At 31.2% G+C, this 14,230-nt stretch carries 11 protein-coding genes and 1 riboswitch; all 11 genes read right to left on the reverse strand.

Translation table 11 applies throughout. The features are described 5' to 3' along the window. Positions 1-60: 60 nt before the first annotated feature. Entirely contained in the window at positions 61-630 is a 570-nt protein-coding gene (locus BX611_RS02015) for a precorrin-2 dehydrogenase/sirohydrochlorin ferrochelatase family protein (RefSeq protein WP_115877818.1), read from the reverse strand. Positions 631-742: 112 nt separating this feature from the next. Then, positions 743-1,516: a uroporphyrinogen-III C-methyltransferase gene (gene cobA, locus BX611_RS02020; RefSeq protein ID WP_115877819.1), complete on the reverse strand. Its 774-nt coding sequence runs from the start codon at positions 1,514-1,516 to the stop codon at positions 743-745. Then, complete coding sequence (locus tag BX611_RS02025; protein ID WP_115877820.1) at positions 1,506-3,596, reverse strand: HEPN domain-containing protein; 2,091 nt, start codon at positions 3,594-3,596, stop codon at positions 1,506-1,508. Before BX611_RS02025 ends, cobA begins: the two co-directional genes overlap by 11 nt. Positions 3,597-3,692: 96 nt before the next feature. Further along, on the reverse strand, positions 3,693-4,940 hold the full coding sequence (locus BX611_RS02030; protein ID WP_115877821.1) for a sulfate adenylyltransferase subunit 1: 1,248 nt from the start codon (positions 4,938-4,940) through the stop codon (positions 3,693-3,695). A gap of 101 nt (positions 4,941-5,041) precedes the next feature. Next, on the reverse strand, positions 5,042-5,941 hold the full coding sequence (gene cysD, locus BX611_RS02035; RefSeq protein ID WP_115877822.1) for a sulfate adenylyltransferase subunit CysD: 900 nt from the start codon (positions 5,939-5,941) through the stop codon (positions 5,042-5,044). A 10-nt stretch (positions 5,942-5,951) separates the two neighbouring features. Continuing rightward, positions 5,952-6,569, reverse strand: a complete 618-nt coding sequence (locus BX611_RS02040) for a phosphoadenosine phosphosulfate reductase domain-containing protein (RefSeq protein ID WP_240324949.1) — start codon at positions 6,567-6,569, stop codon at positions 5,952-5,954. After that, complete coding sequence (locus tag BX611_RS02045; protein ID WP_115877824.1) at positions 6,569-6,835, reverse strand: DUF2061 domain-containing protein; 267 nt, start codon at positions 6,833-6,835, stop codon at positions 6,569-6,571. Before BX611_RS02045 ends, BX611_RS02040 begins: the two co-directional genes overlap by 1 nt. Positions 6,836-6,958: 123 nt before the next feature. Further along, positions 6,959-8,128 carry a trans-sulfuration enzyme family protein gene (locus tag BX611_RS02050; RefSeq protein ID WP_115877825.1) on the reverse strand — a complete coding sequence of 390 codons (1,170 nt, stop codon included), beginning with the start codon at positions 8,126-8,128 and terminating at the stop codon, positions 6,959-6,961. A gap of 154 nt (positions 8,129-8,282) precedes the next feature. Then, positions 8,283-11,672, reverse strand: coding sequence for a bifunctional aspartate kinase/homoserine dehydrogenase I (gene thrA, locus BX611_RS02055; RefSeq protein ID WP_115877826.1), 3,390 nt, complete (start codon positions 11,670-11,672; stop codon positions 8,283-8,285). A gap of 99 nt (positions 11,673-11,771) precedes the next feature. Then, a riboswitch (SAM riboswitch) is annotated at positions 11,772-11,874 on the reverse strand. An 82-nt stretch (positions 11,875-11,956) separates the two neighbouring features. Continuing rightward, the gene (locus tag BX611_RS02060; RefSeq protein ID WP_115877827.1) at positions 11,957-13,237 is read right to left on the reverse strand and encodes an O-acetylhomoserine aminocarboxypropyltransferase/cysteine synthase family protein; all 1,281 of its coding nucleotides are present in this window, start codon (positions 13,235-13,237) and stop codon (positions 11,957-11,959) included. Positions 13,238-13,636: 399 nt separating this feature from the next. Further along, positions 13,637-14,059: a DM13 domain-containing protein gene (locus BX611_RS02065; protein WP_115877828.1), complete on the reverse strand. Its 423-nt coding sequence runs from the start codon at positions 14,057-14,059 to the stop codon at positions 13,637-13,639. Positions 14,060-14,230 lie beyond the last annotated feature (171 nt).

Consider the following 14,230-nt stretch of genomic DNA (forward strand, 5'->3'; position numbering starts at 1 on the left):
TTTGCAAAGAAACGGCATATTCTTATAAATTACAAACAGCAATTAATAATTTATGAAGTTCTAAAGCAATTTTTCTGTTAATTGATTCAATTGGTTCACTTTATCACTAAAATTACCTTTAATTGTTTTTCTAAATTTATTTAAGTTTTCAGCCAACTCATTAATATTTTCAGGAATTATATCTTCTAAAAACTGACGTAATCTTTTTGCCAGTGTTGGTGATTTTCCATTGGTTGAAATTGCTATTTTAATATTCCCTTTTGTAACGATTCCTCCTAAATAAAAATCACATAAACTTGGTGTATCGGCAACATTTACAATAATATTATTAGCTTTACAATCCGCATAAATTTGTTTATTAATTTCTATATTATTTGTTGCTGCAATTACCAATTGCTTGTTTTTTAATGCCAACTTATTATAAGGTGCTTTTAGCAATGAAACTTGATATTTATTTGCTAAACGTAAAAAATCTTCATCAAAATCTTTTGAAACAACCAAAACAGTTGCATTAGGACTCGATTTCAATAAAAATGATAGTTTTTCTAATCCCACGGTTCCCCCGCCAACAATTAATACATTTAATACATTAAGCTTTAAAAAGATTGGATATAACTGGTTTTGCTCCATTATTAGTTCTGCTTTTGATTACTTTTTCGTCACCCTAAATTTAATTCAGGGTCTCAAATTCTTACGCGATAAATTGTTTGAGGTACTGAAACAAGTTCAGCATGATATTATCTTAATATTGATTTTCAACTAAATTTAAACTTTCATAAAAAGCACGTAACTTGATACTCTCTTTTACCACTTCACCAATAACAATAACTGCCGGAGAAGATAAGTTTTTTTGAACCACAACTTCTTCAATGGTACTTATTGTTCCAAAACCTAATTTTTCATTTTTAGTAGTTCCATTTTGAATAATTGCTGTTGGAACTTCATTTTTATTAAACTTTTTAAAGATTGCAACAATTTCGGAAAGCTTACTCATTCCCATTAAAATAACAACTGTAGCGGTTGATTGTGCTGCTAAAAAAACATCATTAGATAATTTTCTTTCTGAAGTTGTTCCTGTAATTACCCAAAAACTTTCTGACACACCTCTTTTGGTCAGTGAGATTCCCTGACTCGCTGGAACAGCCATAGAAGATGAAATACCTGAAATTACTTCAGTTGAAATTCCAAAGGATTCAATATATTCAATTTCTTCTGAACCTCTTCCAAAAATAAATGGATCTCCACCCTTTAAACGAACTGCATTGCCATATTCAAAAGCACTTTTTACAATCAATTCATTAATTTCATCCTGAGAAAAACTATGTAAACCTTTACGTTTACCAACAAAAATCTTTTTTGCAGTTGGTGCATACTTCAATAACTCTCTACTTATTAAAGCATCATATAAAATTACTTTGGCTTTTTGCAGTGCTTTTACTCCTTTTACGGTAATTAAATCCGGATCACCGGGACCTGCACCAATTAAGGTTACTTTTTTATCTAATTTAGTTTTCATAACTCACAGTTTTAGTTCTATAGTCATTTCCTTTTTTATAAAACAACTGTGCTTCATTCAAATATTTTTCAGCAAATTGTTGTGTTGGTTCATTATTTTTTATTTGATAAATAAATTCAGAAAATGGTACACTTAAATCTATCTTTGAACCAAAAGTCTCTTCAAATTCAGAAATAATTCCGGCATGTGTATTTGTTTTCTTCCCTTCTGAAATTAACAATGCTTTTGCTGTATTTACAATACTTGAATAGGTATAATAAATACTATCTGAAAACTGATTTAATTTTAACGATTCTGAAGCATTTTCTAATTTCTCTTCACTTTCAAACAATAAGGTTGCAATTAAATCTATAACTACGCCCGCACATTCACCTACTCCAACTGCTTTTTCATAAACATGTTCACTTCCCCAATCAATAAAGTCATTTTGAATTAAATTAGTAGTATCCGCTAATGGTTTTAATAAATTATAAAAATAACGTTCCCCTAAACGATCATAATATTTTATAAAAGACTCACCTTCAACTACATTCAATTCAAAATCGTTTAAAATTTCACGTAATGCCTGCGGACCTCTTTTGCTTGGAATTTTTAACACTTTATCTGCAATTCTTCCGTTTCCATCTCCCAAAACATTCCCACCTAATAACACTTGTAATGCAGGCGCAACCAATTTTCCAGATTTAATTGACATTCCTTGAAATCCGATATGAGCCATTGTATGTTGCCCGCAAGAATTCATACAACCACTAATTTTTATAGTAATATCTTTATTATTAACATATTGAGGAAACTCATCTCTCAACACTTTTTCAAGGGCTGCAGAAATTCCGGTACTACTAGCAATACCCAGATTACATGTATCCGTTCCAGGACAAGAAGTAATATCTAAAGTACTTTCATAACCCGTATCCACAAAGCCTAATTTTTGTAATTCAACATAAAAAAATGGTAGTAATTCATTTTTAACATGACGAATTAATATATTTTGACGCAATGACAATCGGATTTCATTACCAGCATATTTTTTAACTAAATCAGCTAAAATTCTGGCTTTATCTGTGTAAAAATCACCTAAATGAACTTTTATACCAATAGCACTAAAACCTTCTTGTTTTTGAGCAATTACATTGGTAGATTTCCACAATTCAAATGCTTGAGTATCTTTAATATTTACGGAAGGAATTTCAATAGTAGAAAAATCAATTTCTGAATCAAAACCAGTAGTATCAATTGGATATGAAGTTACAGATAATGCTTTCTGCTCTTCTTCAACTAACTTTACAAAAGCGTCAAAACCAATATCTTTTATTAAAAACTTTAGCCTCGCTTTTGCTCTTTTGGAACGCTCTCCATACCTATCAAAAACACGTAAAACCGACTCTGTTATTGGAATTATTTGATCTACAGTAACAAAATCAAATAAGGTATCAGCTAATCTTGCTTGAGAACCTAAACCTCCACCAATCATTATTTTAAAACCTATTGCTCCATTTTTAATTTTTGCAATAAAACCTAAATCGTGCATAAAGCTCAATGCAGTATCTTTATCTGTTCCTGAAAACGAAATTTTAAATTTTCGCCCTAATTCCTGACAAATAGGGTTTCTTAAAAAGAATTCGAAAACAGCATGTGCATAAGGAGAAACATCAAAAGGTTCATCTTTATCTATTCCTGCAGTTTCAGATGCGGTGACATTTCTAACTGCATTTCCACAAGCTTCACGTAACGTAATAGCGTCTTTTTCTAATTCGGCCCAAAGTTCAGGAGTTCTATCTAAACTTACATGGTGAATTTGAATATCTTGTCTGGTTGTAATATGCAATCTTCCTCGAGAATATTCATCTGAAACATTGGCAATTCTATGTAATTGTTCGCTGCTAAGTTTTCCATAGGGAAGTTTAATTCTAATCATTTGAACCCCAAACTGACGTTGCCCGTAAACTCCACGAGCTAAACGCAAACTTCTAAAACGTTCCTCATCAATTTTACCTTCGTAAAATAATTGAATCTTTTTTTCCAGGTCAATAATATCCCTCTCGACGATCGGATTTTCGATCTCGCTTCTAAAGCTTTTCATTCTATTTGATTTTTTAGTTAGTAATAATAGATTCCCTAGTTCATAAGGAATTATGAGCTTTAATAATTTATATGTAACTGATTTTCTTTTAGTTGCCTATTCAATAAATCCTACTCCAGCTGTATTATTGCTTTGTGAATCTATTAAAATAAATGCTCCATTTGTTCTGTGCTCTTTAAAAGCATCAAAAAATATTGGCTTATTTAATTGAAATGAAACTGATGCAATATCATTCATTTTTAAACTTGAAACCCCCGTTTCTATACCCGAATAATCAGGATTAATTTTATTATTAATTGCACTCACTTTTGCTAAAACTTTATTTACACCATGTTGCAATGTATATTTTGCGCCAGGCACAAGTTCTTTAGCATCCATCCAGGAAATAGTTGCAGTTAATTTTTTTTCTATTTTTGGCAACTCTCCAACTTTCACAATCATATCACCTCTACTCACATTTACATCGTTTTCTAATGTTAATGTAACTGAAGATCTACGAGCTGCAGATTGGTATTTTTTATCGTAGAAATATATTTCTTTAACTTTTGTTTTAGTTTCAGAAGGTAGCACCATTACCTCGTCTCCAACATTTATATCTCCTCCATATACTTTACCTGCATACCCTCTGTAATCGTGGTATTCTTCGGTTTTTGGCCGAATTACATATTGCACAGGAAAACGAGTTCTCCCCCTATTATAAATATCTGCAGTATCAATTTTTTCCAAATGCTCTAATAAAGTTTGTCCTTTATACCAATCCATTTTATTAGATTTTTCAACAACATTATCTCCTTTTAAAGCACTCACAGGAATAAAAGTAATTTGCTGATCTTCATAATCACTTTTAGTAACTAAATTTTGAAAATCAGCTTTAATTTGGTTGTATTTTTCTTCGGAAAAATCAACTAAATCCATTTTGTTTATAGTAACAATCACGTCCTTAATTCTCAATAAATTATTAATAAAAAAGTGACGGTATGTTTGCTCAATTACACCATGACGCGCATCAATTAACACAATTGCAACTTGCGAAGTTGAAGCTCCGGTAACCATATTTCTTGTATATTCAACATGTCCTGGAGTATCCGCAATTATATAACTTTTTGTAGCTGTTGAAAAATAAATATGCGCTACATCAATTGTAATTCCTTGTTCACGCTCAGCTACCAAACCATCAGTTGCCAAAGAAAAATCTAAATAATCATATCCTTTTTGTTTTGAACTGCGTTCTATTGCTTCTAATTTATCAGATGTTAATGATTTTGTATCATATAATAACCTTCCAATTAAAGTACTTTTCCCATCATCTACACTTCCTGCTGTTGCTATTTTTAAAACTTCCATAAGCCCCACCTAACCTCCCCGAAGGAGAGGAATATTTTATTTAATTATTTGTTAAAATTGTTATTTGTTAATTCGATTATCCCCCTTTGGGGGCAAGGGGGCTAAAAGTACCCTTGTTGTTTACGTTCTTCCATCGCCGCTTCAGATCGCTTATCATCAATTCTGGCTCCTCGTTCTGAAATACTAGAATCTCTAATTTCTGCAACAACTTCACTTATTGTTGTTGCATATGAAGCTACTGCTGCCGTACAACTCATATCACCAACTGTTCTAAATCTAACAATCCGTTCTTCAACTTCTTCTTCTTCATCTTTATAAACAAATTCTGATGCTGACCATATTAAACCATCTCGCACAAAAGTTTCTCTAGGATGTGAAAAATAGATAGAAGGAATTTCTAAATTTTCTCTTTCAATATAAGTCCAAACATCTAATTCGGTCCAATTTGAAATAGGAAAAACACGAACATTTTGTCCAAAATCAATTTGTCCGTTTAACATATCAAACAATTCCGGACGCTGATTTCTTTCATCCCATTGACCGAAATCATCACGAACAGAAAAAATACGTTCTTTTGCTCTTGCTTTTTCTTCATCTCTTCGTGCACCACCTATACAAGCATCAAATTTAAATTCTTCAATAGCATCTAATAAGGTTGTTGTTTGTAACATATTTCTACTAGAATACCTTCCAGATTCTTCTTTTACTTTACCTTGATCTATTGAATCCTGAACGTTTCTTATTATAAGTTCTAAGCCTAATTCTTCAACCAAACGATCTCTAAATTCAATTGTTTCAGGAAAATTATGACCTGTATCAATATGCATTAATGGAAAAGGAATTTTTGCAGGATGAAAAGCTTTTTGAGCTAACCTTACTAATGTTATTGAATCTTTTCCACCGGAAAATAATAATACTGGTTTTTCAAATTGAGCCGCAACTTCTCTAAAAATATAAATTGCTTCATTCTCAAGGGCGTTTATTTGAATTTTATCTGTCATTTTTATTATTTTATGTATGCAATCCACATTCTCTATTTGACAATACTTTTGTTGGATCGAAATATTTAAACTCGTTTGGTAAATTATTTTCTTCTAAATAAGCATCTAATTCCATGTCAGACCAATGATAAAATGGGCTCACTTTTAAAACTCCATCTTTACTTACTGAAACCACATCAATACTGTTTCTAAATGCTGTTTGTCCACTTCTTAAATTAGTAAACCAAACATCTGGTTTGTGCTCAGCCATTGCCCTGTTGAATGGTTCTAATTTCACTTGTTCGGTAAAAATTGCATGTTGTGGATCTTCAATTTGAGGAATCCCCATAATAGAATCTCTATGTGCAGAAGTTTGCTGAGGAACATATAAATGCACATTTAAGCCTAATGAATTAATTAACTCGTTAGCATGTTTGTATGTTTGTGGTGTATTATAACCAGTATCACACCAAATTACTTTTAAATCTTGCTCCACTTGTGTACACGCATGTAATATTGCAACTTCATACGGTCTAAAATTTGTTGTTACCAAAGGATTATTTGCAATTTCGATTGCCCAAGCAATAATTTCAGCCGGAGATTTATCTTTTAAATCTTTATTTATTTGTTCTAAGTCTATATTTTTCATTATTTCCACCATTTTATATAATTCCAGATACGTTCGTGCCCATAGTATAAAACCATTTTTGTAACAACTTCAATAGATCCTATAGATATTGCCATTGCTAATTCACCTGTTATAACCCAAGAAATAACCATTGTATCTAAAGTTCCTACTATCCTCCAACTTATAGCTTTAACAACACTACGTATAGGTTTTTCCGAAGATTTCGACTTGCTATAATTAGCAGCAGGTTTATGTTTTTCCGAAATAAAAATTTGATCGAGTATCATTTTCTTCTTTACTTATTTTAAAAGTACAAACATACTATTTTTTTATTACTCTACCAATTCGATAGACTTATAGATTATCATTTTTAAAAGAATTATCATATTCTCAAAATACACTATTTATTTTTAACTATTTAAAGCCTGATTTATATCTTGAAGTATGTCATTAATATTTTCTAAACCAACTGAAATACGAACCAAACCTGGAGTAATTCCGGCTGACAAACGCTCTTCTTCGCTTAATTTGCTGTGTGTTGTAGATGCTGGATGCGTAACTATGGTTCTAGTATCACCTAAATTAGCTGATAATGAGCACATTTTAATTGAATTTAAAAATTTTCGCCCAGCTTCAATTCCTCCTTTTACATCAATTGCAATAATATTTCCTCCTAATTTCATTTGCTTTTTTGCAATTTCATATTGAGGATGAGATTTTAAAAATGGGTATTTAACACTTGAAACTTTAGAATTTTGCTGTAAAGATTCAGCTATAATTAAAGCGTTTTCACAATGTTTATCTACACGAACCGCTAAAGTTTCTAAACTTTTACTTAAAACCCAAGCATTAAATGGAGACATTGCCGGACCTGTATTGCGAGAAAACAAATAAATTTCACGAACAAGATCGGAATTACCAACAACAACACCACCTAAAACTCTACCTTGACCATCCATTAATTTAGTTGCTGAGTGCACTACTAAATCAGCCCCAAATTTTATTGGTTGCTGAATGTAAGGAGTTGCAAAACAATTATCAATAATTAATATTAAATTGTGTTTTTTAGCAATTTCACCCAACAATTCCAAATCTATAATATCAACTCCCGGATTGGTTGGAGATTCTGCATATAATATTTTTGTTGAAGGCGTAATTAACCCTTCTATTTCGTCTGGATTATTTATATCAAAATAAGAAGTTGTAATATTCCATTTAGGAAAATACTTTGTAAACAATGTATGCGTTGAACCAAAAACAGAACGCGCAGAAACTATATGATCTCCACTACTTAATAAAGCTGCAAAAGTTGAATAAATTGCCGCCATTCCAGTTGCAAAAGCATAACCGTCTTCTGCTCCTTCCATTTTAATCACTTTTTCAACAAACTCCGTCGTATTTGGATTGCTAAAACGAGAATAAATATTTCTTACTTTTTCTTCGGTAAATGAAGCTCTCATATCTTCAGCATCTTCAAATACAAAACTAGAAGTAACATACATTGGTGTTGAATGTTCCTGAAATTGAGAACGTTCTAATTGCGTACGTATCGCTTCTGTTTCAAAATTTTTGTTATCCATTTTAATATATTACTTTTTTGGGCGTTCCCTTTCAGGTCGCGCTATCCGTTATATCTTTTTTTTCGTTGCACTTCAAAAAAGGACGCCACTCCTATCGCTAACGCATTGTAAACCTAACAGGTTTTGAAAACCTGTTAGGTTTACATTTTTACTCTTAATTTTTTTCTGCCAAACGTAAAATATCACCAAATACACCACGAGCGGTAACTGCTGCTCCTGCTCCTGCACCCTGAATAACAATAGGTTTTTCACCATAAGATTCCGTAGATACTTCAAAAATAGCATCCGCTCCTTGTATTTGCCCCAAAGCACTATTTGCTGGAACTGAAATTAATTTTACTTCCAAAACACCTTTATCTTCTTGTAAATTTCCAGATAAATCTCCAATATATCTTAGCACATGACCTTCTTTCTGATTGTCTTTTACATTTTGATAATAAGCATCCATCTCTTCTAATTTACTTAAAAATTCTTTGGCAGAACCTTCTCGTAAATCTTCCGGAATTAAATTTTCAATTTTTACATCGTTAAATTCGTTTTGTAAATCAAGTTCTCTAGCTAAAATTAACAATTTTCTTCCAACATCATTTCCACATAAATCTTCACGAGGGTCTGGCTCCGTAAAACCACTATCAATTGCTTCTTTTAAAACAGCGCTAAAAGGCCTATCCTGAACAGAATAATTGTTAAACAAATAACTTAATGATCCTGAAAAAACACCTCTAATTCCTGTGATATTTTCACCTGAATCATGTAATAATTTAATGGTATCAATTAAAGGCAAACCTGCACCAACATTAGTTTCATACAAATAAGCTTTCTTATTTTCCTTTAACTTTTTACGCAATTCCTTATAAAAAGAATAATCCAACGTATTTGCAATTTTGTTTGAAGAAATTAAATCGAATCCGTTTTCAACTAAATCAATATAATTTTTAACAAACTCGCTACTTGCTGTATTATCAATTGCAATTAAATTTTCCAAGTGAAACTTTTCAGCATAATCTATAATGTTTTGAACACTGGTTGCAACCTCACTGTTTTCTAACTCTTTTTCCCAATTTTCTGCAACACCATTTTTACTCAACAATACTTTTGATGAATTTGAAACTGCAAAAATATTTAGGTTGATGTTTTTTCTTTTAATAATATTTTCTTTACTTTTTAATATTTGATTTATAAGAGTTCCTCCTACTAAACCTTTCCCAAAAATAGCAATGTTTATATTTTTTGAAACTCCAAAAATCTCTCCGTGAATAACATTTACGGCCTTTTTTAAGTCCGTTTTTTTAACAACCAAACAAACATTTTCTCCTGTTACGGTATTGTTAATTAAAATCGGAGTAATATGGTTTTTAATTAAAGCACTGTATGGCTGATTAAATGAATATAAACTTTGTCCGATAATAGATATAACTGATACATTTTCAGTAATATAAATCTGGCTTACATCTTTACTTTGAAATTCGCTTTTAAATTCATTTTCAAGCACTTTTTTAGCTTTATAACCATCTTTTGCATCAACAATAAATCCAATTCCACGCTCTGATGAACCTTGAGAAATAATGCTAACACTTATATTTTCCTTTCCTAAAGCACTAAAAATTCTACCATCAACACCAACTTTACCCAATAAACCTCTACCGATTAAATTAACTAGTGCAACATCTTGTTCAACAGAAAGTGATTTAATTCCTCCTCGTTCAGTTTCAGAACCAATTAAAGTTCCTGTGTTATCAGCGTTAAATGTATTTAAAATTCTTAGTGGAATATTTTTTTCAATTAAAGGTATAATCGTTTTTGCATGTAAAATATTAGCCCCAAAATTTGCCATTTCATTAGCTTCCTGGTACGATAATTTTTCAATTTTCTTTGAATTTTCAACTAAATCTGGATTTGCAGTATAAATTCCGTTTACATGTGTGTAATTTTGAAATTCTTCAGCATTTAAAAAATTAGCAATTAATGCCGCGGAATAATTACTTCCATTTCTACCCAAAGTAGTAGTTTCTCCATTTAAATTTGAGCCAATAAAACCTGTAATTACCTGAATTACATCATCTTCTGCATTCCTAAAATGTTCAATAACATTCTCTTCCGAAACACTTTCAAATGGCAAGGCTGCACCAAATTGATTATTTGTTTTTATTAATTTTCTTGAATCTACAAAATTAGCATTAACCCCATTTTTATTTAATAAATGAGTAATAACTTTACCAGCTAAAATTTCTCCCTGGGCAAGAATTTGATCTTTTACTTTCGGACTGTAATCACCTAATAAATTTACACCTTTAAAAATTTCATCTAATAATTGAAATTCTTGAGCCACGTCCACTGAATTATCAACTACTAATTGATACGCTTTCAATTGCTGTAATTCCTCTAAATACGGTAAACTATTTTTTGCTTTTTCTAAAATAGATTCTAATTGATTAGTTGTATTACCTCTTGCCGAAACAACAACTGCAATTTTTTCACCATTAGCCACCTTATTTGAAACTATAGTTAAAACACTTTCCAAACCATTTCCATTGGCTAATGATTTCCCTCCAAATTTTACTACTTTCATTGTATTGTTTTTAGAACGTTGATTAAATATTGGTTCTATAATTTTTCCTAATTGTTTGTATTCTATTAAAAAAGCATCGTGCCCATGTACTGAATTAATTTCGTTATAAGTTACATTTGGGTTTAACAATGCTAGTTGTTTATGCGTTTCCTTGTTTTCTTCAGCTGTAAAAAATAAATCCGAATCAACTCCAATTATGTGAATATTCGCTTTTATTGAATCTAAAATTGTAGTTTCTCTATCTTTTGTAACATCAATAGTTTTTAACAATTGATTCATTAATTTATATGCCGATAATTGGAAACGCTCTTGTAATTTTTTACCGTGATGCAACAACCAGCTTTCTACATTAAAAACTTCTGATTCCTCGTTTTTTGAACGCTGAAAACGTTCCTTAAAAGATTCTGGAGTTCTGTAACATAACATTGCGTGCATACGAGCATCATGCACAGGATTGCTCGAGTTTGATAAAAACTGTTCTTGTATTTGACAGTTTGCAATTAACCAGTCTGTAGATTTCCAATCGGTTGCTATGGTGATTAAATGTTTGGTAATTGTTGGATTAATCACTGCCATTTCCCAAGCGATTCCTCCTCCCAATGATCCACCAACCAATGCAAAAACTTCTTCTAATTTTAATTCAACTAAACCTTTTAAAAAGATCTTAGCAATATCTCTGGCAACAAAATCTTTATAATTATCTATAACAAAACCATCAAAACCATTTCCCGGAATATTAAAAGACAAAATTGTATATTGATCTGTATCAATTACTTTATTGCTACCAACCAAATCTTTCCACCAACCATTTTCACCTGCAACTTCTGAATTTCCTGTTAACGCATGATTTACTAAAACAACAGGTGCAGTATATAATTCTTTCCCGAAAAGCTGATATGAAAGGTTAATATCCTGACCTTCATTTCCCTTTTCAGGAATAAAATTAGTAATTGTTATGTGTTTTAATTGACTCATTAAATACTATATAAATTGATTTAAAATCAAAGTTTATTTGTTTCAGCTTAAAAAATAGTGTTACGAGAAATTGCGGAAATTACACGAAGTAATTACGTTGAGTTATCTATCCAAAAATGGGTAGAATTTAGCACCTTCTTTAATTAATAAAGGGTTGCTAAGGCTTCAATGGGTCTATTCCCTCTGCCTTTCTTGATAACAATAGTCAATAAGTTTATGAACTAAGCGGCAAATTAACGCAATAATTTTTTCTCATACAAAACATTTCGGCAAAATTTAAAATGCTATTTTATAATTGTTTTAAAAGCTGCTGCTAAATCTTGCTTTAAATCTTCAATATCTTCAAGCCCTACTGACAATCTAATTAAATCTTGTGATACACCGGCTCCTTCCTGTTGCTCAACAGTTAATTGTTGATGTGTTGTGCTTGCCGGGTGAATAATTAACGATTTTGTGTCACCAATATTTGCCAGTAATGAAAATATTTTAGTAGCGTCAGTCACTTTTTTAGCGGCTTCAAAACCACCTTTTACGCCAAAAGTAACCAGTCCACTTTGTCCTTTTGGTAAATATTTTTTAGCCAAGCTATTGTATTTACTACTTTCTAAACCAGGGTAATTTACCCAAGCCACTTCGTTTCTACTTTCTAACCATTTTGCTAATTCCAATGCATTTGCACTGTGCTGTTTTATACGAACAGGCAACGTTTCTAACCCTTGAATAATTTGAAAGGCATTATATGGACTTAATGCTCCACCAAAATCACGCAATCCTTCTAAAATTAATTTAAATGTAAAAGCTGCAGCACCTAATGCTTCGCTATAAACTAGCCCATGATAACCTGCAGATGGTTCTGTAAATTCAGGAAACTTTCCATTTGTCCAATCAAAAGTTCCAGCATCAATTATAGCACCACCTAATGAATTTCCTTGTCCGCCAATATATTTTGTTAATGAATGAATTACAAGATTTGCTCCGTGCTTGATTGGATTTAACAACGCCGGACTTGCAACTGTATTATCCACAATAAATGGAACTCCGGCAGCTTTTGAATGTGCTGCAATTGCTTCTAAATCCAGTACATCTAATTTTGGATTCCCCAAAGATTCCACAAAAAAGGCTTTTGTATTATCCTGAACTGCCTTTTTAAAATTTTCAGGGTTTGATGCATCAACAAATGTAGTTGTAATTCCTAGTCTTGGTAAGGTAACATTTAACAACGTAAACGTACCTCCATACAAACTGCTGGAAGCTACTATATGATCTCCAGCTCTTAATAAAGTTAATAACCCTGTTGAAATTGCAGAAGTTCCAGAAGCAAAAACTACAGCTCCTATTCCTCCTTCAATGGCTGCCAAACGCTGTTGTAAAATATCGTTTGTTGGATTATTTAAACGTGTATAAATAAAACCTAATTCTTTTAATGAAAATAAATTAGCTGCATGTTCTGTATCATTAAATACATACGACGTTGTTTGATAAATTGGAACCGATCTTGTTCCTGCTGTTTTGGTGGTATCGTGTCCTGCGTGTAATGCTTGTGTTGAAATTTTTTGAGTACTCATTTTATATGATTTTTATATTTTAATTCAAATTTTTAACTGAAAAAGTCCCTTTGGTTTTAGGTATTACCAAAGGGACTTTTATCTAATCAGATTTTATTTTTCCATTTATTTTTGGCAATACCAGTTCATTGTGCTCTGCATCATTTGCATAGACATTTCAATTCGATTGCACATGTTTTTTTGAAAATTAAAATTCATTTTAGTTATTCTTTTAAAATAAAAAACCTCTGATAAATCAGAGGCTTCTAGTTGTTATATATTATTACATTTTAAACAATAGCATCCTCTGTGTAAATTTTACACATCATAATAGGCATATTGTTAAACATAATTTTCATTTTTCTTTATTTTGATGTGACAAATGTAATCACATTTTTTTTAAATGCAAGAAAAAAATAATTATTTTAATTCGGCGGTACCAAAACTTACTGAAAAATCTACACACCAAATATTTACAATTTTATATTTTGATAGATCCGTACTTGCAGGAATCGAATACGTAAAATCACCTGATACACCTTTTAAATTTCCAAGATTTACATATTCAGTTGAATTGGTATCTGTTGATAAATAAACCAACAATTTTGGTCCGTTATCGGTTTTAAAGTTTGTAAATGTTAACGTCGTTTTATCAGAATTAACAGCAGCTTTCCCAGAAGTTGGATGTGCACCATCTATAAAATCTCCCATTATAAAAATGGTTTCATTCATATTATTTTCTTCATTTTCGATTTGCTCAACAATAGTTTCCATTTCATCGGCTCCTGAACAATTGCTAAATACTAAAGTAAAAAGCACTAATACGGTTATTTTTTTTAACATAAATATGAGTTTTATGTATAAAAGTCGTAAAAAGCTTAAAATCATTACAAGATATATATTTAGAAATTATTTAACAGTTATTTTTCGTTTAGCTTTTAAATTTTCATAAATTTGCAAACGAAATATTCAGAGGAAAAATTTGAACTGATTGCAACCTCATTAAAAAATGCT

Source organism: Lutibacter oceani, assembly GCF_003384935.1.
Taxonomy (GTDB): Bacteria; Bacteroidota; Bacteroidia; order Flavobacteriales; family Flavobacteriaceae; genus Lutibacter; species Lutibacter oceani.

What these genes read in the sequence shown, in the direction of transcription:
- BX611_RS02050 (WP_115877825.1), bottom strand. Translation starts at nt 8,128, where the DNA reads ATGGATAACAAAAATTTTGAAACAGAAGCGATACGTACGCAATTAGAA.
- cysD (WP_115877822.1), bottom strand. Translation starts at nt 5,941, where the DNA reads ATGACAGATAAAATTCAAATAAACGCCCTTGAGAATGAAGCAATTTAT.
- BX611_RS02060 (WP_115877827.1), bottom strand. Translation starts at nt 13,237, where the DNA reads ATGAGTACTCAAAAAATTTCAACACAAGCATTACACGCAGGACACGAT.
- BX611_RS02015 (WP_115877818.1), bottom strand. Translation starts at nt 630, where the DNA reads ATGGAGCAAAACCAGTTATATCCAATCTTTTTAAAGCTTAATGTATTA.
- BX611_RS02065 (WP_115877828.1), bottom strand. Translation starts at nt 14,059, where the DNA reads ATGTTAAAAAAAATAACCGTATTAGTGCTTTTTACTTTAGTATTTAGC.
- thrA (WP_115877826.1), bottom strand. Translation starts at nt 11,672, where the DNA reads ATGAGTCAATTAAAACACATAACAATTACTAATTTTATTCCTGAAAAG.
- BX611_RS02025 (WP_115877820.1), bottom strand. Translation starts at nt 3,596, where the DNA reads ATGAAAAGCTTTAGAAGCGAGATCGAAAATCCGATCGTCGAGAGGGAT.
- cobA (WP_115877819.1), bottom strand. Translation starts at nt 1,516, where the DNA reads ATGAAAACTAAATTAGATAAAAAAGTAACCTTAATTGGTGCAGGTCCC.
- BX611_RS02040 (WP_240324949.1), bottom strand. Translation starts at nt 6,569, where the DNA reads ATGAAAAATATAGACTTAGAACAAATAAATAAAGATTTAAAAGATAAA.
- BX611_RS02045 (WP_115877824.1), bottom strand. Translation starts at nt 6,835, where the DNA reads ATGATACTCGATCAAATTTTTATTTCGGAAAAACATAAACCTGCTGCT.
- BX611_RS02030 (WP_115877821.1), bottom strand. Translation starts at nt 4,940, where the DNA reads ATGGAAGTTTTAAAAATAGCAACAGCAGGAAGTGTAGATGATGGGAAA.